The sequence below is a fragment of the Mesorhizobium sp. CCNWLY176 genome, assembly GCF_037153935.1.
GTDB classification, from domain to species: domain Bacteria; phylum Pseudomonadota; class Alphaproteobacteria; order Rhizobiales; family Rhizobiaceae; genus Mesorhizobium_M; species Mesorhizobium_M zhangyense.
Window position 1 is genome coordinate 1 of sequence record NZ_JBBBDZ010000021.1, and the last position, 20,919, is coordinate 20,919.

Annotated in this window: 15 protein-coding genes; 7 read left to right on the forward strand and 8 right to left on the reverse strand. The window is 61.9% G+C overall.

The window, feature by feature from the left end:
• Window positions 1–388 precede the first annotated feature (388 nt).
• From WBQ96_RS25430 to WBQ96_RS25440, 3 genes are all read right to left on the reverse strand, one after another.
• The gene (locus WBQ96_RS25430) at window positions 389–2,095 is read right to left on the reverse strand and encodes an APC family permease (protein WP_336555189.1); all 1,707 of its coding nucleotides are present in this window, start codon (window positions 2,093–2,095) and stop codon (window positions 389–391) included.
• Window positions 2,096–2,362: 267 nt separating this feature from the next.
• On the reverse strand, window positions 2,363–3,565 hold the full coding sequence (locus WBQ96_RS25435) for an HPP family protein (protein ID WP_336555191.1): 1,203 nt from the start codon (window positions 3,563–3,565) through the stop codon (window positions 2,363–2,365).
• A gap of 149 nt (window positions 3,566–3,714) precedes the next feature.
• The gene (locus WBQ96_RS25440) at window positions 3,715–6,084 is read right to left on the reverse strand and encodes a DUF1989 domain-containing protein (protein WP_336555193.1); all 2,370 of its coding nucleotides are present in this window, start codon (window positions 6,082–6,084) and stop codon (window positions 3,715–3,717) included.
• A gap of 251 nt (window positions 6,085–6,335) precedes the next feature.
• Between WBQ96_RS25440 and WBQ96_RS25445 the strand changes: the two genes are divergently transcribed.
• A complete protein-coding gene (locus WBQ96_RS25445; protein WP_336555194.1) occupies window positions 6,336–7,679 on the forward strand; it encodes an NAD(P)/FAD-dependent oxidoreductase in 1,344 nt (447 codons plus the stop codon).
• 72 nt (window positions 7,680–7,751) lie between these two features.
• Here the strand turns inward: WBQ96_RS25445 and WBQ96_RS25450 are convergent, their stop codons facing one another.
• The gene (locus tag WBQ96_RS25450; protein WP_165121198.1) at window positions 7,752–8,126 is read right to left on the reverse strand and encodes a COG4315 family predicted lipoprotein; all 375 of its coding nucleotides are present in this window, start codon (window positions 8,124–8,126) and stop codon (window positions 7,752–7,754) included.
• 158 nt (window positions 8,127–8,284) lie between these two features.
• Window positions 8,285–8,803 (reverse strand): hypothetical protein, encoded by a 519-nt coding sequence (locus tag WBQ96_RS25455; protein ID WP_336555197.1) that lies wholly within the window; start codon window positions 8,801–8,803, stop codon window positions 8,285–8,287.
• A 636-nt stretch (window positions 8,804–9,439) separates the two neighbouring features.
• Between WBQ96_RS25455 and WBQ96_RS25460 the strand changes: the two genes are divergently transcribed.
• The 6 genes from WBQ96_RS25460 to WBQ96_RS25485 all read left to right on the forward strand — a co-directional run bounded on the left by WBQ96_RS25460 (window position 9,440) and on the right by WBQ96_RS25485 (window position 16,550).
• Window positions 9,440–10,573 carry a C45 family peptidase gene (locus WBQ96_RS25460; RefSeq protein ID WP_336555199.1) on the forward strand — a complete coding sequence of 378 codons (1,134 nt, stop codon included), beginning with the start codon at window positions 9,440–9,442 and terminating at the stop codon, window positions 10,571–10,573.
• 13 nt (window positions 10,574–10,586) lie between these two features.
• Window positions 10,587–11,531: an ABC transporter permease gene (locus tag WBQ96_RS25465; RefSeq protein ID WP_336555201.1), complete on the forward strand. Its 945-nt coding sequence runs from the start codon at window positions 10,587–10,589 to the stop codon at window positions 11,529–11,531.
• 4 nt (window positions 11,532–11,535) lie between these two features.
• On the forward strand, window positions 11,536–12,348 hold the full coding sequence (locus WBQ96_RS25470; protein ID WP_165121202.1) for an ABC transporter permease: 813 nt from the start codon (window positions 11,536–11,538) through the stop codon (window positions 12,346–12,348).
• Window positions 12,345–13,955 (forward strand): ABC transporter ATP-binding protein, encoded by a 1,611-nt coding sequence (locus tag WBQ96_RS25475; protein WP_336555202.1) that lies wholly within the window; start codon window positions 12,345–12,347, stop codon window positions 13,953–13,955. The genes WBQ96_RS25470 and WBQ96_RS25475 overlap by 4 nt, the downstream gene beginning before the upstream one ends.
• Before the next feature lie 80 nt (window positions 13,956–14,035).
• On the forward strand, window positions 14,036–15,607 hold the full coding sequence (locus WBQ96_RS25480; RefSeq protein WP_336555204.1) for an ABC transporter substrate-binding protein: 1,572 nt from the start codon (window positions 14,036–14,038) through the stop codon (window positions 15,605–15,607).
• A gap of 91 nt (window positions 15,608–15,698) precedes the next feature.
• On the forward strand, window positions 15,699–16,550 hold the full coding sequence (locus tag WBQ96_RS25485) for a serine hydrolase (RefSeq protein ID WP_336555206.1): 852 nt from the start codon (window positions 15,699–15,701) through the stop codon (window positions 16,548–16,550).
• An 18-nt stretch (window positions 16,551–16,568) separates the two neighbouring features.
• Here the strand turns inward: WBQ96_RS25485 and WBQ96_RS25490 are convergent, their stop codons facing one another.
• The 3 genes from WBQ96_RS25490 to WBQ96_RS25500 form a co-directional block, all read right to left on the reverse strand.
• Window positions 16,569–17,192, reverse strand: coding sequence for a GntR family transcriptional regulator (locus WBQ96_RS25490; protein ID WP_336555208.1), 624 nt, complete (start codon window positions 17,190–17,192; stop codon window positions 16,569–16,571).
• Between the two features lie 353 nt (window positions 17,193–17,545).
• On the reverse strand, window positions 17,546–18,889 hold the full coding sequence (locus tag WBQ96_RS25495) for a hydroxymethylglutaryl-CoA reductase, degradative (RefSeq protein ID WP_336555462.1): 1,344 nt from the start codon (window positions 18,887–18,889) through the stop codon (window positions 17,546–17,548).
• Window positions 18,890–18,944: 55 nt separating this feature from the next.
• The gene (locus WBQ96_RS25500; RefSeq protein ID WP_337035943.1) at window positions 18,945–20,897 is read right to left on the reverse strand and encodes a helix-turn-helix domain-containing protein; all 1,953 of its coding nucleotides are present in this window, start codon (window positions 20,895–20,897) and stop codon (window positions 18,945–18,947) included.
• Window positions 20,898–20,919 lie beyond the last annotated feature (22 nt).

Here is a 20,919-nt window from a genome sequence, read left to right on the forward strand (position 1 = left end):
TTGCCGCCGATCTCCTGGATAACCTTCTTCTTCGCGCCACGCGCTATCTCGATGTCGCTCTTTACGTCGGCCATGGAAATGGGTCCTCCCATATTGAATTCTTGTGTGGTCGCAGCGGGCTGAATGAGGCAGGGAATAGGCGGCAAAATCAAACTCCGGCCGGTCGCAGGCGACCAGCACGAAAGCAACGCTTCAAGGCCCGGAAATCCTGATTTCCACCGTTTCTTTCAGGACTGACAATAAGCCATTTCGAGGGCTTCTCGTCAACCTGTATGAAAGAAAATTTCACAGTAAGAATTATTTTTGATGCCAAGAATTCGTCTTTGAAGGATGAAAAAAGCCGGCCCGTAGGCCGGCTTTCGATGGCCGAGACTTGCTTGCTCGATCTTCAGATCACGAAGTACCAGTTCGCAATCAGCACCACGGCCAGGCCGGCAACCAGCGTCAGATAGGGCAGGATGCCGGCCTTCCTCGTTTTCAAGTCGCTTTGCTTCATGCCGAGATCGTCGAGCATGTGATCCGGGAACTTGCCGCCGTCCTGGATGTAGTGGCGGAAGCAGAAGACCGGGATGATCAGCGCTGCGGTGAACAGTCCGGCCCACAGCGCCGACGGGTTCCACACCTTGGCGCCGGCGCCCATGAAGATCGCGTTCACATAGGCGAAGACGCCGCCGACCACGATCAGCCAGGTTGGTGCCCGCCATGGCCGGGCGATATGGCCATTGTCCATGCGGTGAATCCAGCCGGCGTTCAGGTTGAGGAAGTTGAAGATGATGTAACCGCAATTCGACACGGCGAGGATGAAGAAGAAGCTCGTTGCGTCGGTCGAGGCGATGGCCAGCACGATGAGGTTGACGACGAGGTCGGTCCACATCGCCCGTGTCGGCGCGCCATGCGCGTTGACGTGGCTGAGATACTTCGGCAGCCAGCCGTCCACCGAACCCTGATAAAGGGTGCGCGACGAGCCTGCCATCGCCGTCATGATCGACAGCAGCAGGGCCAGGATCATCAGCATGATGAGCAGGCTTTTCACCAGCCCGCCGCCGCCGACCATGCCGGCGAGCGCGTCGGCAACGCCGGAACCGTCAACGATCGGGGTTGCGAGCATGCCGTTCAGGCCGAGCACGCCCTGGAAGGTGAAGGGCACGATCATGAACAGCAGCATGCAGAGCAGGCCGGAATAGAAAATGGCCTTGAAGGTGTCGGTCGCCGGGTTCTTGAATTCGCGCGTGTAGCACACCGCAGTCTCAAAGCCGTAAGTCGACCACGCGGCGATGAACATGCCGCCGAGGATCAGCGTCCAGCCGGCTGTGTTCCAGGCGCCCGGCTCCGGCGCGTAAGCAGCGGCGAGCGGGACGATGGGCGAATAGTTGTCCCAGTTGATCTGGCCGGTGAGGATCGGGACGATGCCGACGATCAGCAGCGGCACGATGACGAGCAGGCCGACGACGCGCTGCACATTGGCGGTGCCGAGGATGCCGCGATGCTGGATCGCGAAGGTGATCAGCATCAGCACAGCACCAATCCAGAAGGTCGCGTTGAGGGAGAAGCCGACCGGGCCGAGCGAATGGCTGTAGAGCGTCCATGTGCGGATACCGGGCGTCGCCGCGGTTGTTACGGCCGCAATGGCATCTGCTGCGCTGGTGCCGGCATTGGCCGCGATATAGGTCAACACTTCCGGCGAGGTTTCGGTGAAGCCGGGGATCGGCGCCAGAGCGTTGAGCATATAGGCGGCTGCAATGGAGCAGCCGAGAGACAGGACCGGCGACCAGGCAAACCAGTTGCACCAGACCGAGAGGGGCGCGACGAATTTGGAATAGCGCAGCCAGGCGGTTGCGCCATAGACCGAAGCGCCGCCCGATTTGTTGGGAAAGAGGCCGGCGATCTCGGCATAGGTGAAAGACTGGAGGAACCCCATCAGCATGGAGAAAATCCAGATCAGAAAGGCGACATTTCCGGCCGTGCCGGCGATGCCGCCGATCGAGAATAGAACAAGTGGCGGGACGCCGCTGGCCACCCAGAAGGCGCCGCGCCAGTCGATCGTCCTGTGCAATTCGCCATCGCTCGCGGGCGCATAGCTAACCGTCGAACTCATTGTCGAAGTTCCCCATTGTTGATGAAGTGTTCCCGGAAGAATTGCTTTTTGTGCTGATCGGCGTGCGCCTCCACGGGCCTGATCAGCTTTTCCGCTTAGTTTTCTTTTTTTCCTAACAGTGAAGATTGACACAGCCGTAGGTGGCGTCAAGTATTTTGTTTGACCGCGCCGATCACATTCGCAGACGCGCGGATTTCAGCCGCGATCAGACGGCAAGGGGCCGGCACGTCACGCCGGCAAAGCTTTATGGGAGAGGGGGACCGCCGGCTATTGCGCGGCGACGAGAGCCGGTTCCGCGGCCTCGGGTCGATCGGAAAGAGCACCATGATAAAGCGCTGCGATCAGGTCCGACTGCGTGATGATGCCGACGAGCTTCCTGTCGGCATCGATGACCGGAAGATGGTGCAGGCCGGCATCGGCCATGACAGGCACAAGCTCGGCGACCGGCGTGTGGGGTGCTGCGAAACGCACCGGCGTGCTCATGATGTCGCTGACGGTTTTGTTTAAACTGCGCCGGGGTTTGACCGCATGCCGCAGGCGCTTGCCGAGGCCGAGATGCAGTTCTCCGCGCGGACCCCAATCGGCGCTTTGCATGAAGTCGGTCTGCGTCACGATGCCGACGACATTGCGGGCATCGTCGATCACCGGGAGGGCCTTGATGCGATGGTCGCAAAGCTCTTTCCAGGTGTCGCGAAGGGAGGTCTGCGGCGAGACCGTCGCTACGTCGCGGGACATGATGTCGGCGCAGCGGATGACGCCGAAGCGGCGGTGATAGGCCTGCATCTCGGTCTCGTGCAGCAGCGCGTCGAGGTCGTCGGTGCTGACATTGACCACCTCGTCATAGCGTTTCAAGGCGGCTTCGAGATCGGCCGCCGTGAAGCCGAGGCGAGCGGTCGGGACGGGATCGGCGGTCTTGTGCGGATTGGCGGCTGGTGCCGGCGTAAGATGCGGATAGCGGCGGCCGGTCAGATTGTTGAAGGCAAGGGCAGCGGCCAGCAACAGCAACGTGTTCACGCCGACGGGCCACAGCGCGAAACCGTAGCCGGCGGCGTGCACCGCCGGGCCGCCGAGCACGGCGGTGAGTGCTACCGCGCCGCTTGGCGGGTGCAGGCAGCGCAGCAACAGCATGGCGCCGATCGAGGCGGTGATCGCGATCGTCGAAGCAATGAGCGGATCATCTAGCCATCGCGCGCAGGTGATGCCGATGAGCGCGGCGACAAGGTTGCCGCCGATGATCGACCAGGGCTGCGCCAGTGGGCTGGAGGGCGTGGCAAAGAGCAGGACGGCCGAGGCACCCATTGGGGCGATCAGCAGTGGCGATGCACCGGAGGAGCTGAAGGCGATCTTGGTGGCGAGCCCGGTGAAGAAAATGCCTATCAGCGCGCCCACGCAGATGCGCAGCCGCTCCGCATTGCTGACGGGTGGCAGGGCAGGAAGCAACCGTTTCAGGACTGACAGGAACTCGGGCATTCGGGCGATATGGCTCTCAAGGCAGCGGCACTTACGCCGCGAAACGCCCTGCGCGCAAGGAATGGATTTGCGCGGACGGTGGCGTTTCGGGAATGAACGGCTTTGCAGCGCGGGGCGGGCTCGTTCGAACCCGCCTGAACTGCGGTTTCCTACGACCTCGGCTTTGTCTTCTGCGGATCGTAGTGGGCGAAGGGCACGACTTTGGCCGGAAGGCGCTTCTGGTGGCCGTCGAGCTTGCCGATCTCGACCTCGGTGCCGATATCGGCGTGGGCTACGTCGAGGCGGGCGAGCGCGATGGTCTTGCCGAGCACCGGCGAGCGCATGCTGGACGTGACCTCGCCGATCTGGGCGCGGCCGACATGGATGCAGTCGCCATGGCCGACCGCGACATTGGCGTCGATGTCGAGGCCGACGAGTTTTCGCGCCGGATGCTCCTTGCGCCGGATCAGTGCGTCGCGGCCGATAAAGTCGTCGGTCTTGCTCTTCAGCGGCACGGTGAAACCGATGCCGGCCTCGAACGGGTCGGTCTGGTCGGAGAAGTCGTAGCCGGCAAAGATCAGCCCGGCCTCGATGCGCACCATGTCGAGCGCCAGCAGACCCATCGGCTTCAGGCCATATGGCTGGCCGGCCTGCCATACGGCATCGAAGACCTGTTCGGCATCGCGCGGATGGCACCAGATCTCGTAGCCGAGTTCGCCGGTGTAGCCGGTGCGGGAAACGACGATCGGCACGCCCTGCGCGTCACCAATGCGGGCGACAGCAAAGCGGAACCATTCGAGCTCGGCGATCGACGGTTGGACGGGCGAGGTCCAGACGATTTCCTTCAGGATGTCGCGGCTCTTCGGGCCCTGCACGGCGATGTTGTGCATCTGGTCGGTGGAGGAGCGCACCAGCACTTTCAGGCCGAGTTTTTGTGCCGTCTCGCGCAGCCAGGTGCCGCTGTAGTCGTCGCCGCCGATCCAGCGGAAATTGTCCTTGCCCAGACGCAGCAGCGTGCCGTCATCGATCATGCCGCCATGCTCGTAGCACATGGCGGTGTAGACGACCTGGCCGACGGCGAGTTTTTTGATGTCGCGCGTTAAGGTGTATTGCAGAAGCGCCTCGGAATCCGGGCCGGTGACCTCGAACTTGCGCAGCGGCGACAGGTCCATGACGACGGCCTTCTCGCGGCAGGCCCAGTATTCCTCCAGCGGTCCTTCCTTGGCAAAGGAATTGGCGAGCCAGTAGCCGCGATATTCGACGAAGTCGCGCGTGTGCTTGGCAAAGCTGGAATGGAAGGCGGTTTCACGGGTCATTTTTGGCTCGGCATCCGGGGTCGGTCGTGTGGCGATGGCGCGTGAGAATTTCTGCGCGCCCGAATAGGTGCGCACATGAATGTCGGTGAGGTTCCAGCCGTTGGACGGCGTCGTGTCGTCGGGACAGGCGGACGAGACGCAGACGATGTCGGTCAGCGCGCGCAGCAGCACATAGTCGCCGGGCCGCGACCATGGCTCGTCGGAATAGATGACGCCATGGGCGTCGATGCCGGTGTTGAAGAAGAAGTTGATCGCCATCCAGCCGCCGCGGGGTGCAACACCCTTGTCGGCAAGCGCGCCGTTGAAGTTCTCGGTGCAGTTGAGGTGACCGGGATAACCGATGTCGTCGTAATATTTGGCGTAGCAGGCGAGCGCGAAGGCGTCGTGGCGGCCGCAGGTGTCCTGCACCACCTCGACCAGCGGCTCCATGTCCTGGTCGTAGTACTTCGAGTGCAGGCCGGGCATGGGATAGCTGGTGCCCATCAGCGAGCGGGTGACCGTCACGTCGAGCGGATGGTCCTTGCCCTTGTCGAGCTTGCGCGCCGAAAAGCACTGGAAGTCGGTGCACTGGCGCCCATCGACATCGATGATCTGGATGAAGTCGCCGGCCTTGACGAAATAGCTCTGCGCCGTCTTCGATTTGACGCGCAGGTCGAGAACCGGGTCGGCCAGCGGCTCGGGCAGGTCGGACTTTCCCGCAGGCCGGATGCGCGCGCGCTGGACCACGACCAGCAGCGGTGTCGCCGTGTCGTGGCCGTCGACCGGCATCGGCCCGCCGGGTGCTGCGATGATCAGGCTGCCGTCGCGGGCGACGGTAAAAGTCTCTTCGGAACCGGCAAGGCTGGTGCTGCCGAACAGGCGCACCGCTTGCGGCTCGGCCAGATCGATCGAGCGCCGCACCAGGCTCTGGCGAAAGGCGCGCAGGCTTTCATTGTCGTCCAGCAACAGCGCCTTCAGCCCCGCTGCGTTGCTGTTGGCCTTCGTGCCCAGAATGCCGGCATCGGTCTTTCCCGAACCGTCTGCTGCCACGAGCTCGCAGGCTTGCCCACCCTCGACATCGCGGATCGTAATCGTATCGCCGGCTTCGATGCTGATGAACACCGCACCTGCACCCGCCACCTGATAGCGCTCCATCCCCGCAGGCAGCGCAAGCAGCCCAGGCGTCAGGATCGCGCTCGGTCGTGGGGGGCCGGCGATTACGTTTGGATAGACGGCTTGCGACATGGCGGCCTCCCGACCGAATGTTTCCTGCCTGTAAAATTATTTCAATCAAAAGAATACGCAGACAGATGCTTGAAGGCAAGGCCCGTTTGTCTCAACCTAGCACAGAGGAGAGGCTTAAGGACAATTGCCGGCGGCTGTTTGCAGGAGCATTCGCCTGCCGAACGGAACGTGTTGACAGCAACGCAGAACCCAATAATCTACTGTCAGTGAAATTTCTTTCGCACAAGAAAAAGAGTCCTGGAGGGGATTGCATGAGCAAGAGGGTAGCAGTCATCGGCGCCGGACCTTCCGGCCTTGCACAGCTTCGGGCATTCCAGTCGGCAGCGGCAAAGGGTGCGGAAATCCCCGAAGTCGTCTGCTTCGAAAAGCAATCGGATTGGGGCGGCCTGTGGAACTATACCTGGCGCACCGGCGTGGACGAGCATGGCGACGCCGTTCATGGCAGCATGTACCGCTACCTCTGGTCGAACGGGCCGAAGGAGTGCCTGGAATTCGCCGACTATACATTCGAAGAGCATTTCGGCCGGCCGATCGCCTCCTATCCGCCGCGCGCCGTGCTCTGGGACTACATCAAGGGCCGTGTCGAGAAGGCCGACGTGCGCAAATGGGTGCGCTTCAACAGCCCGGTTCGCATGGTGACCTATTCGGATGCGACCGAGAAGTTCACCGTTACCGTCCACGACCGCACCAACGACGTCGTCTACGCGGAAGAATTCGATTACGTGGTCGTCGCGTCCGGCCATTTCTCGTCGCCGAACGTTCCCTATTTCGAGGGCATCGCCAAGTTTGCCGGCCGTGTCATGCATTCGCATGATTTCCGCGATGCGCTCGAATTCAAGGACAAGGATATCCTCATCATCGGCCGCAGCTACTCGGCCGAGGACATCGGCTCGCAGTGCTACAAATACGGCGCGAAGTCGATCACGACCAGCTACCGCTCGAAGCCGATGGGCTTTAACTGGCCGGACAACTGGAAGGAAGTGCCGCTGCTGATGCGGGTCGAGGGCAAGACCTGCTACTTCAAGGACGGCACCTCACGCGATGTCGATGCCATCATCATGTGCACCGGCTATCTCCACCATTTCCCGTTCCTGACCGACGATCTGCGCCTGAAGACCGCGAACCGGCTGTGGCCGCTCGATCTCTACAAGGGCGTGGTCTGGGAGCATAATCCGAAGCTGTTCTATATCGGCATGCAGGACCAGTTCTACACCTTCAACATGTTCGACGCGCAGGCCTGGTACGCCCGTGACGTCATCCTCGGACGCATCAGGCTGCCGTCAAAGGAAGCGATGGCAGCCGACGGCCAGAAATGGCGCGAGCGCGAGGAAAAGCTGGAAGACGCCGAGCAGATGATCTGGTTCCAGGGCGACTACACCAAGGAACTGATCGACGCGACCGACTATCCCGACTTCGATATCGAGGCCGTCAACAAGACTTTCATGGAGTGGGAGCACCACAAGATGGAAGACATCATGGGCTTCCGCAACCACGGCTATAAATCGCTGATGACCGGCACCATGGCACCCAAGCATCACACGCCATGGCTGGACGCGCTGGACGATTCGCTCGAAGCCTATCTCCACAACAAATGAGCTAGATCGCCGGCGACGCAGGTCGCCGGCTCGATTTTCACGCGGGTAAAGCTCCCTGTCTAAAGCCGAGCGTCAGTCCGCCTTGACCAGATGCCAGGCGCCGCCCATGCCGTCGCCCTTCATGTCGCCGGCAGCCTTGTCCTGGGCGAAATAATAGAGCGGTTTGCCGTCATAGGCCCACATCATCGAACCGTCCTCGCGCTTGACAACGGACCATTCGCCTTCCGCCTTGGCATCGGCTTCGGCCTTGAAGGGCGGCCATTTCATCGCGCATTCGGCGTTGCAGTTCGATTTGCCGGCCGCATCCTTGTCGAATGTGTAGAGCGTCATGCCCTTCATATCCGTATAGACTTTCATGCCGCCATGATCGGTTGTCATGGCCGGTTCGGCAGCCATCGCCGACGCGGTGCCAATGAACAGCGCGGCAAGTCCGATAATCGTTTTCATGTTTCTCTCCCTGAATGGCGTGGTCGAAAGCCAAACTGGCTTCCTGTCTCGCTAACGCCTTTCGCGCCCGGTTTCGTCCCGGACAGGAGGAGAGATAGGGGAGGGGTTGCGGCTAGGAAGACGCAACGCGGCCTCATCCGGGCCCGTACACGTGAAGTTTACTCGGCGGGCGCCACGTCCTCGGTGGGAAAGCCGCACCATTCGCCCAGCTGGCGATAGGCTTCGTCGAAGCCGCCGATGGGCAGGGAAGCGACCGGCGAATCCTGAAGCTCAAAGGTAACTGCATCGGCATCGTTCATCGCCGCAAACAGGGCCTGGCTGGTGTCGCTGTCGTTTTCCATGACCCATTGATGGCCGGTATCGGTGACTTCGCCGAGAACGGTCACCTCCACTTTGGTGCCATCGACATTAAACACCGCCGGAATGCCTTCGCCTTCGGGAAAATCGCCTTTCTCGGCGCTCACCGTGACGGCGGGATAGGCTTCCGGCGGCAGCACGTCGCCGTTCGAAATGCCGACCTTGAGTGTCCAGGTGGTGTCGTCGGGATCCTTGGCCGATGCAGTTGCAGTGCAGGTCTTGCGCTGGTCCTGGCCGGTGTTGACATCCTCGACGCTGGCCGTCCAGTCGCCGACGACTTCGCTTATCGTATCGGCTCGGGCCGAATGAGCGGCCAGCATCGCCGCGCTCACAATCGCCCACGCAAGAACGCGTCTTCCAGCGCTGTTGTTTGTCCTCATGCCAATCCATGCCCCAGAGTTGCCCACGACCCGTCAGGATCAGGCTTTTTATGCCGCACAAAGTTCGATGCTGCAAAGGGGTTTGGTCGATTGAACAACCGAAAAGCCTCGCGCGCTTGCGCTACAAGGCTGCTGATCGGTGTGTGTCTGGAAGATTTGGTAGCGGAAACCCGCTACAGTCGTTCCCGTCACTCTGAAATAATCCCCTTCTGCTACCCAACGCGGAGCGCAGCAACATAGGAAGCGGCGCCAACCTGCCGACGGCACTGGCTGCCCGGTCGAACGTCCAGGTCGGAGCCTCCAGCTACCGATCAGATACCCGACCAGAGAGGCTGCAACTGAAAACCTCTCTACCAGCCTTCTCGACCACCTATTCTCGCGAATTTCGCGATGTTCCCCCGTGAAAGCGGCTCTTTGTCCCGAAAAAGCTCCCACTCGTCGGTTAATTTTGTCATTTTTTGCGCATAAAATATCGGCAAATGCGTGTGAATTGACCGAAAAATCATAATTAGCAAATGCTCTTGCCTTTTATTCCGAGGTGCGCATATTATTTATGTACATAAAAATGAGGCTTGCATGTCAGTGTCGCAGTTCCCGTTCATCGAGATCCATGGTTCGCCGCGAGAGCGTGGCCGCATGCATGGGCAACAGGCTGCGGAACGCATCAAGCGCGGCATCGGCCACTATCTGTCGCAGTTCTCCGCCTATGGCCTCGACCGCGCCGCGATCGGCCGGCATGTCGAAGGGTATCTGCCGCGGATACAGGCCTTTGATGCAGGCATGGTCGAAGAGATGCGGGGGATCGCGGAGGGTGCCGCGGTCGACTTCGAGGCGGTCGTGCTGCTCAACGCGCGGACCGAGCTGCTCTACGAGGCGCGGGAAGTTCGTGACGCGGCGCGCGCTAGCGAAAGTGTTGCGCCCGATGGCTGCACCGGCGTGGTTATCCTGCCGGAGGCAACCCGCGACGGCCGCCTCATTCATGCCCTGAACTGGGACTGGAAAGCCGAATGCGCCGAGACCTCGATTGTCATGCTCGTCCGCCGTGATGACGGTCCGGACGTACTGACCTTCGCCGAGGCGGGGGCGCTGTCGCGCGCCGGGCTCAACGCGGCTGGCATCGCCATCACCGCCAATTACATTGAGTCCGATCGCGACTTCGAGTCGCCGGGCATTCCGCTCGCCTTGGTGCGCCGCAAGGCGCTGGAGGCCGAGACCTATGCCCAAGCGATCGGCGTCATCGTAGCGACGGACAAGCTGACCTCGAACAATCTCATCCTCAGCCATCGCGACGGTGTCGCCATCGACTTCGAATGCGCCCCGCGCGAAGCCTTTGCGATCTATCCCGACAATGGGCTGCTGGTGCATGCCAACCACTGGACCAACGCGTCGGCGCTGGCGAAGTATCGCGATGTCGGCATTCGCAACACGCCCGACAGCCTCTACCGCGACCACCGCGTGCGCAGCCTGCTCGAGCCGAGCATCGGCAAGATCACGCCGGAGGACGTCGTTTCGGCGCTGCGCGACGATTTCGGCGCGCCCTATGCCGTCTGCCGTGCGCCGCTGCCGAACAGCCGCGGCAATCTGACCGCGACGGTCGCCACCCTGATGATCGACAGCACCGCCGGAACGATCGAGATAACACCGCTGCCGGCGCTGAACCGGGCGTCGACGACCTATAGTCTCACACCACAGTCCGCCGCGGCTGCCTGAGATCGGAGTATCGATGTTTCGCTATTTTCTGCGCCGAACCGCGATGACAGCTGTGACGCTGTCGCTGGTTGGCATCGCCGTGTTCCTGATCATGCGCATGATACCCGGAGATCCGGCGTCGTTGATGCTGGGCGAGTCGGCGACCGACGCGCAGCTCGAGATCCTGCGCAGCCGCTGGGGGCTGGATCAGCCCTTGCCGATCCAGTTCGGCTACTGGCTCGCCAGTGTCCTGTCGGGCGATTTCGGCATATCCACCCGCACGGGGCAGGTCGTCCTGCCGCTCATTCTGGACCGTTTCGCAGTCACTGCGTCGATTGTCGTTCTGGCGGTCTTTATCGCCGTGGTGATCGCGGTGCCGGCCGGCATGATCGCGGCTTGGCGGCAGAACAGCCTGATCGACATCGTCGCCGTCTCGGTTGCAACGCTGCTGCTATCCATTCCGAGCTTCTGGCTCGGGCTTATCATGCTGCTGATCTTCGGCCTCAAGCTGGGCTGGGTCCCGGTTCTCGGCTTCGTCGGCTTCGACGAGAATCTGCTGCGCGCTGCTTCCTTCATCATCCTGCCGGTCATCACGCTGGCTCTGATCGAAACCGGCGTGCTCATCCGCATGGCACGCGCCAGCACCATCGAAGTGCTGCGGTTGGAATATGTCACCCACGCCCGCGCCAAGGGCGTTCCCGAGTGGCGGGTGCTGTTGCGCCATGTCTTCCCCAACGCCTTCGCGCCGACGCTCACCCTGATCGGGCTGATGCTCGGCAACCTGCTCGGCGGCATTGCCGTGCTCGAGACGGTGTTCACCCTGCCGGGTATCGGCCGCCTGCTGGTGGAATCGATTTTCGCCCGGGACTATCCCGTCGTCCAGGGCTGCCTGCTGCTGACGGCGACGGTCTTCGTTCTCATCAATCTTGTTGTCGACCTGCTCTACCCGGTCTTCGATCCGCGCATAACGGTGGAGTAGCACGATGATGAACAAGGCAAATCTCATTGCCGGCGGCGCGCTGACGGGCCTGCTGCTGACTGCAGCCATCATTGGCGCCTTCTGGACGCCGTATGATCCGCTGCGTCTCGACATGCTCAACCGACTGGGTCCACCGTCGCCTGTGCACTGGCTTGGCACCGACGAATTTGGCCGCGATGTGCTGAGCCGGCTCATGACAGGCGCAACAGCCAGCCTGAGCATCGCGGCCGTGACGGTGGCGCTGGCGATAACCGCCGGCACCATCATCGGCATGCTTGCCGGCAGCGCCCGCGGCTGGACCGCGCGCGGCATCTCCGCCGTCAGCGATGCGCTGCTTGCCTTCCCCGGCATCCTGCTCGCCCTGACGTTGATCGTCATTGTCGGCGCGGGCCGCAATGGCATCGTGATCGCACTCGCCATCGCCTACCTGCCCGGCGTGATGCGCGTTGTCCGCAGCACGGTCCTTTCGGCGCGCGAGAAGGAATATGTCGAGGCGTCGCGCGTCATCGGAAACTCGGAACTTTACACGATGCTCGCGCACATCCTGCCCAACTGCCTGGCACCGATCACCGTCCTCGGGACCTCGATGTTCGGCTGGGCGATCCTGTCTGAAAGCGCGCTCTCCTTCCTCGGGCTCGGCGTGCCGCCGCCCGCTCCGACCTGGGGCAACATGTTGGCCTCCAGCCAGCCGTTCTTCGAACAGGCGCTCTGGCTCAGCCTCGCGCCCGGCATCTGCATCTCGATTGCGCTGCTCGGCACCAACCTGCTCGGCGATGCGCTGCGTGACCGCCTCGACCCGCGGATGGCGGCAATATGAGCGCGCCGGTTCTTGAAATCAGCGGCCTGCGCGTCGCCACCAGCCACGCCGAAGTGCTGCATGGCATCGACCTCTCCGTCGCTGCGGGCCAGCTCTCCGCCCTTGTCGGCGAATCGGGCAGCGGCAAGACCATGGCGGCGCGCGCCGTTATGCGCCTGCTGCCAGGTGGACTGCGGATCACCGGCGGCTCGATCCGCCTGAACGGTGAAGACATCACCCTCGCCAGTGAGCGCCGCATGCGCGCCTTGCGCGGCCCGGGCGCGGGCATGGTGTTCCAGGAACCGATGGTCTCGCTCAATCCGGCGATCACCATCGGATCCCAGATGGCCGAAGGTCTGGCGCAGCACAGGCGCCTGTCGCGGGCGGAGATCAAGGCGCTCTCCCTTGCCATGCTGGAACGGGTCCACATCGCCGATCCCGAAGCCTGCCTGCGCGCCTTTCCGCATCAGTTCTCCGGCGGCATGCGCCAGCGCATCCTGCTGGCCTCGGTCATGCTGCTGAAGCCGCGCCTGCTGGTCGCCGACGAACCGACGACGGCGCTCGATACGCTGGCCCAGCGCGAAGTGCTGGACCTGATGGTGGAACTGGCGCGGGAGAATGGCACGGCGGTGCTGCTCATCACGCACAATCTTGGCCTTGTCTCCCGCTACACGCAGGAGATGACGGTGCTCAAGGCCGGCGATGTGGTCGAGCGCGGTTCGACCGCACGCATCATCGAGAAGGCCGGGCATCCCTATACGCAGGAACTGGTGGCTGCCGCCCGCCGCAGCGACGGTGCCCCTTCGGCTCCTGCGGGGAAATCGCCGCGCGAGCTGGTGCGGGCCGAGGCTGTCGCGGTGACATTTCCCGGACGCAGCACCCACGCCGTCAACGGCGTCGATCTGTCGATCGGCGAAGGTGAGACAGTGGCGCTGGTCGGCGGCAGTGGCTCGGGCAAGACGACGATGGGCCGGGCCATCCTCGGTCTTCTACCGCTGGCATCGGGGAAGGTGACCTTTCGCGGTCGTGCGATCACGTTAAGCGGTGCGGCCGACCGAGACGCCCGCCTAGCCTGCCAGATGGTGTTCCAGGATCCCTATTCGTCGCTCGACCCGCGCCAGCGCATCGGCGCGATCGTGCGCGAGCCGTTGCGCCATGTCGGCGATATGACCAGCGCGGAGAAAGATGCGCGGGTGGCCGAAACCATGGCCGATGTCGGACTCTCCGGTATGGAACGCCGCTTCCCGCACGAACTGTCGGGCGGCCAGCGCCAGCGCATCGCCATCGCCAGGGCGATCGTGCGGCGCCCGGCCTTCGTGGTCGCGGACGAGCCGGTCTCGGCGCTCGACATGACGATTCAAGCGCAGGTGCTGGCGCTGCTGTTGTCGCTCCAGGCTCGCTACGGCTTTGCGTGCCTGTTCATCAGTCACGACCTCTCCGCGGTGCGCCGCATCGCCCAGCGCGTCGTGGTGATGGAAAATGGCAGCGTCGTCGAGGAGGGCCTGACAGCCGCGGTCCTCGACCGCCCAAGCCATCCCTATACCCGCCGGCTTGTCGAAGCTGCGCCGGTCATCAACCCCGCTTCGGTTTCAATCAAAGCACTGGAGGTGGACGGGCAGTTGGCCTGAGAACCAGCAATCTATCGGGTGAAATTACAGGCGTTCATCGCGATCGCCATAATAATGAAGACACAATGGGAGACATTGATATGCTTCGGAATTTCCAAAACTCGACAAGTCGAACAAAGGCTCTGTTCGCCGTCGCTGCAATAATTTCGGCTGGTATGGCGAATGCCGATCCAGCGCTTGCACAGGACCGCGGCACCATCCGCGTTGCGCTCAACGAAGACATCCGCGGTGTCGATCCGGCGCGCCAAACCGACGGCATGTCCGATCCGGTCCACATGCACATCGTCGAGGGTCTCGTCGCCTACAGCAACACTCTCGAGATCGCCCCCGTTCTGGCGGAGTCGTATTCGGTGGAGGACGAAGGCAAGACCTATGTCTTCAAGCTGCGGGACGGCGTGAAATTCCATAACGGCAAGGTGCTTACCTCCGCGGACGTCAAATGGTCGTGGGACTATCTGATGGCGGAGGGTTCGGTTTGGCGCTGCAAGGCGGTGTTCGAAGGCAACGTCAAGGTCGCGTCTGTCGAAACGCCGGATCCGCTGACGGTGGTCTATCGGCTCGAAGCGGCGAAAGGCTCGTTCATCTATTCCCTGGCACGCACCGACTGCGCCGGCACGCCGGTATTCCACCGGGACTCACTTAAAGCCGACGGCAGTTGGGGATCGGTCATTGGCACCGGTCCTTTTACGGCCGGAGAACGGCGCATCGGCGAATATGCCGAGGTCAACCGCTTTGCCAACTATACCTCGCCGCCCGGCGATCCCAGCGGCCGTGCCGGCCGCAAGGAAGCCCTGGTCGACAAGATTCGCTTTTCCGTCGTCACCGATCCGGCGGCGCGAATTGTCGGCCTGCGTTCGGGCGAGCTCGATCTCTCCTCGGTCTCAAGTCAGTCGGTGAAGCAGATTCAGGCAGAGCCGTCGCTGGACGTGGTGCTGTCCGAGACCACCGTCTGGTATGCGCTGCTGCTCAGCCAGACGGATCCGCTGCTCCAGAACAAGGCGCTACGTCAGGCGATTGCATCGGCCATCGACCGCGAGGCTGTCGCGCAGGGCGTCACCTACGGCCTGTCCAAGGGTACGACCACGCCGATGCCGCGCGTCAGCCGGTATTATTCGCCGATCAAGGACGAGCCGATAGCGGCCAATCCCGACCGGACCCGCGAGCTGCTGGCGGAAGCGGGCTACAAGGGCGAGCCCATCACCATCATCGCCAACAAGAGCTTCCAGTCGATGTTCGACCAGGCGATTATCATCCAGAGCCAGTTGCAGGCGGCCGGCATCAATGTGACGATCGAGACGTTGGAATGGGGTCTGCAGCTCGAACGCTATACCAAGGGCAACTATCAGGCGCAGTCGTTCAGCTATTCGGGCCGCTTTGACCCGATGGGTGCCTGGGAACGCATCATCGGACCGGAATCGCGCAAGGTCTGGAAGGATGAGCGCGCCATTGCCCTTCTCAACAAGGGTCTTGCAGCGACCGATCCGGATCAGGTTCGTGCGATCTCCGATGAAATTTACGCCCTGTTCATCGAGGAAGTTCCCGCCGTCAGTCTCTTTCACATGACGCAGGCAAACGGCTTCAACAAGCGTCTGCAAGGCATCGAAGCATCGCCTTTCGATGCCCCGACGCTGTGGAATGTCTCCATCAAGTGACATGCGTGCGTGCGCTTACCTGTCGAGCGCACGCCCTTCCAACACGCCATCGACGTGGGTAGGTCCAGGACCGGTTTTGAGGAATGATGAAATGAATGCATCGCAACTGAATGCCCGGCTTCAGGCGCTGTCCGAAAATCGCGGCTTCGATATCTATTGGCATGTCCGGCTGGCGGCCAGCGGGGAAGAGCTGACGCGCGGCGGCGATGTCGTCCTGCCATCGGCCAGCGTCCGCAAGATATCGGTCATGATGGCGGCCCTGAACGCCGCCGCCGAAGGGCGCCTCGACCTCGAGCAGACCGTCGTCATCAGGAAGGAGCAGCAGCCAGGAATCCTGTCGGGCGTGTGTCAGTACATGACGCCCGGCCTGACATTCCCGATGCGCGACGCGATCCTGCAGATGATCATCACCAGCGACAATATCTGTACCTACGAGGTGATGAAGGATCTGGAGATTCCCGAGTTTACCGCCTATTGCCACCGCATCGGCATGGAAAACACCACCCACCGCACCCGCCTGCCGCCGGTCGGATTGTCGCCCGCCCACGCGCTCGAGCATGTGACGACGACAACGGCCTGTGATCAGGTGTTGCTCTTGCAACTGATCCTCGCCGGTGCCAATGGCGATGCGGCGGCAACCGAGCGTCTCGGCGTCGACGCCGCCAACTGCGCGATGGCGCTGCGCTTCCTCACCTGGCAGCGCTTTCGCAGCATGATTCCTGGCCATTTGCCGACGATGACGATTGTGGCCAACAAGACGGGCTGGGGGGAGCGTGGCTGGATGGACGCGGCGATCGTCTTCAAGGACGACGCGCCGCTTTACATCATGAGCGTGACCACCGACCAGGTGCCTAAGGTCATGCCTAATGGCCTGCCGGGCCGTGTCGCCTCGACCGTCGCGATCGCGGAACTGTCGCGCGCCTGCTGGGACGCGCTGGGCTGAGTTCCCGCTGGCGCGCCGTCAGAATGCCTTGATGTGGCTGACGATGGCCTGCTCGACCTCATAGGGGTCGCGCTCCTCAATGGCCGTGATGATTGCGAAATGGTCACGGCTGCTCGCCTGCAGCCCTTCCACCGAACGCCAGCGGCCGGCGGTGAACTGCCCGCTGCGATTGCGCATTTCGTTGATGGTTTCGCTCAACACGACATTGCGCGCGATCGAATATAGATAGGCGTGAAAATTGTGGTTGGCGCTCGCCTGTGCTTGGCGCCCTTCTTCGGTGATGCTGGCGTCGAACAGTTGGGCGAGCCGTCGCAGTTCCACGATGTCGTCCGCGTTGGCCCTTGCGGTGATCAGATGGGCCGCGCTGCGTTCGAGCACCGTGCGCACGAACAGCGTTTCGGTGCGGGCGGTCACGTCGAGCGTAGCGACGCGAAATCCGGCATTGGCAACATGGTCGACCAATTTGTCGTTCTTTAACTGATCCAGTGCACGGCGGATGTGGAACGCGCTCGCGTCATATCGCTGCTGCAGATCACTCAGCTTCAGCCATGTGCCCGGTGCATAGGCGCCAAAGATGATGTCCCTGCGGATAGTGATTGTAAGCTGCGCCAGTTGTTCAGCCGCTTCTCGTGACTTCGCCATCGCAGGTCCATTGCTTCGCTTCGCGCATTGTATGTGCGACGACCGATGAAGGCCAGCACGCCTGAAGCAAATACGGTCCTGGAGCTGAAGCGGAACAACGGAAAATCTGCTCCGGGACGATCTGGCGCCAGCGGGCCATTGCGCCTCCGTCATCGGCGATCACTGATGCGACGATGAAGCTTGATGCGCCGCCCGCACAGAACAGCATCGCACCAGAACCGACGCGCCTTCCGGCCAACTCCACCCTTCGCAGCACGGTCTGGACCGGCCAAAACGGGTGGTAAAATAATGATATCGTGTACCGGCCACTCTATTGGTGCACGGGATGATAGAGCCCGTCTGCGGCTCCGGGGTTAGCCGCCGGATTGCCTAAGCTCGGCAAGAACAGCCTGTGCCTTGTCGAGCCGGACGTGCCCCCCATCCTTCAGGCGGGACACCACTTTCTCGATTTCATCGCCGTCAGCCCCGGCTGCAACGGCGATGTTACGGGCATGAAGCGACATGTGACCCTTCTGTATCCCCTCGGCGGACAAGGCGCGAAGGGCTCCGGTGTTCTGGGCAAGCCCGACAGCAACAATGACCTCGGCAAGCTCCTGAGCGCCTTTGACGGCCAGCAGCTTTACTGCGGCTTGCGCAACCGGATGGGTCTTGGTGGCGCCCCCGACCAATCCTACGGCCATGGGTACTTCCAGTGTGCCGACGAGGTTGCCGGCGTCATCCTTCTCGTAATGCGATAGGGACGTGTAGCGACCCTGCGCCGCCGCATGGCAATGTGCGCCGGCTTCCACGGCGCGCGTGTCGTTACCGGTCGCAAGCACGACGGCGGTGATCCCGTTCATGATCCCCTTGTTGTGCGTTGCCGCGCGATAGGGGTCCGCCGCTGCAAAAGCATAGGCATCGATGATACCGTCCACGACATCCGGCCCGCCAAGAGCCTGGCAGTCGTAAGTGGCACGGACCCGTGCAAGCCGCCGGTCTGCCTTGTTGGACAGAATACGCAGGCGAACGCGCGCGCCGGTTATCTGTTCGACAAGCGGCGCCAGCGCCTCCGCCATGGTGTTCACCGCATTTGCTCCCATGGCGTCGCGAACATCGACGATAAGGTGCAAAACGACATAGGTCTTGCCAGAGGCTTCGACGATACGCACTTCAATGTCCTTCGCGCCGCCTCCGAGCTTGACCAACAACGGATCCTGCTCGTTGGCGAGATCGAGCAGATCCTGCCGCCTCTCATAGAGCCGGAGACGGGCGGCCTGGGGATCTTTTGCGCCGACCACCTGAATCTGCGAGATCATGATGGGCTGATCGCTCGACGTGCGGAATCCTCCGTGGATACGCGCAACGGAGGCCATGTTGCTTGCCGCCGCAACAACGGAAGGTTCTTCCGTTGCCATCGGGATCAGGTAGTCGCGGCCGTTGATGGTGAAGTTGGCCGCTACGCCGAGCGGTATCGGCAAGGTTCCAACGACGTTCTCGACCATGCGGTCGGCGATCGCCAGCATTTTCCCGTCCGTTGCGGCCAAGCTTGCGAGATCGCCTTCGGACAAGCCGCTGCGTTCGACTATGGTCTTGAAGCGCTCCGGCGGTGTGAGCTTGTAGAACCCCGGAATGCGGCTGTTGACGGACATGAAAACGAGTCTCCCACTGAGTATTTTCTCAGAACCTAAGTGGGTCTCTACCCCGGGAACAATGTGCAGGGCTTACACTTAGGCCGCGCTTCCTTGTGGCTTCATCACAGGGATAATGCGCAGATCAGGTGGCCTGTCCGAGGATATGAAGGCGTAGCGCAATATGGACTTCCAACGTTCTCGAAGGATCGGCCCAATCAGGGTTGATCAGCGAGATCGCATCGAGCCGCTGGCGCATCGTGTTGACGTGAATGCCCAACATCTCAGCGGCCTTCTGTGCGCTGCGCCCCGTATCGAGATAAGCAAGCAGCGTGGACGCGAGCTGGCTCTTGCGTCTTTCGTCATGTTCAACGAGTGAGCCGATCGAGGAGCGCAGAAACAAGTCGACCGCGTTCTCTCCCTTGTTGTGAAACAGCAGCGCATAAACCGACAGTGTCTTCTCGAACACGACCCGACCCTGTTGCTTGAGACCGCGCATCAGGCCAAAGCATCGACGCAATCCTTCATATTCGACCGGCACCTTGTCTAAGGTGGCAATCGGATCGGAGATCACGATACTGGACCTGTGGCCGAATGCTTCCTCTAGCTTTTCCGATATTCGGTTGGCGAGACTGCCTGGATCTGGAGCATTCGTGACGATCGCCAGATCCCCATTGAACTCTGCGAAAATTGTATCGCGACCGGCCAGAATCGAGCGCAGCGCCGACGCCGCCTGGGCTGATGTAACCGTGACCAGTTCCACAAGCATCACCGTCACCGGCCATGAAAGGGAAATCCCCGGTGGCAGCCGCCGCGCCCCTTCAGGCGAGAACGGATCGGTGGTTCCCCGCAGAAGCGCTGAAACAGTATCGGCAACGTTGCGATGCGCGATCTGCGCGATCCGGTCGAGGGAAAGGAGCACGATGCCCGTGACGATCGCACTGCGCTCGAGCGTGCGCGTCTCAGGCGCTGAAAGGGGTCTGCTGCGGATAAAGACGAGTGCACCCAGGCGAGCCGAGCCTCCCATCACTGCCGTAACCACCGTGACGCTCCCGTCCGTCGCCGGAAGCGACACCGATCGGCCTATGCGGTCGCTTTCGCGTACGGCTTTGGCGAGGGCCTCATCTGTGAGATGGTCGGCAAAGGCTCCCGAAATAAGGTTCCTGCTCTCGTCGACAACGCCGGCTTGGCCCTTCAACAAATTTGAAACCCGATTTACCAGATCATCCAGTGAGCCGCCCCGCGCGATCAACTCAGTGAGTTGCTCATGCGCGACCGCGGCTTGCTCGATGTCATCCGCCTTGGTTCTGAGTGCTGCATTGGCTTCCCTTGCCAAGAGAAGCGCGCGTTGCGCTTCTTCGAGCAGTCTTGCGTTCTCGATCGCAAGGGCTGCGAATGTGCTGAGAGACGAAAGGACTGCCATCTCCTGTGGCGTATAGGAGCGGACGTAGCGATCTCCGACGAAGAGCACGCCCATGACGTAGGCCTCGAGTTCGAGGGGAATGCCCAGGATGGAGACGATACCTTCACCGCTAGTGGCCCGATCGATGCTCGCGTCGTGGTCGAAATTGCGATCGGCCGAATAGTTGCTCGAATAAAACGGTCTCCTCGTCCGGGCAACGCTTCCACACACGCCGATGTTGCGGGGCACCCGGATTCTCGCGAAATCCTGGGAGATAACGCCCTCTGTCGTTCGTACGTAGAAATCGCCGTGCTCTTCGTCGGCAGCTGATAGATAGGCTATGTCGCTGCCAACCAGCTGCCTGGCGCGCTGGACGATCGCCTGCAGAATCTGGTCCGTGTCACGAAGCGCGGACAGATCGCGCGCGGTCTCATAGAGGGCCGAGAGCTCGATCTCCCGCTTGCGCTTGAGTTCGAAGTTCTCGCGCAACCGCACGGCCGTGGCGACGGCATCGCCGATCGAGTCGGCCAACTCCCCACCCCAGGCTACATTCCTGGCCTCGATAGCCAGTTGCTCGAAGCTTGAAAGCAGTGCGTTGCTGTCGAGAAGCTCCAGGAGGCGTCGATAATAAAGGGCAGCCTCGGCACTTTCACTCGTCCGGGCGCTGGCCGAGATAGTGCCGGCACGACTGGACATTTGCTCCTCCATTCTGGCGGCT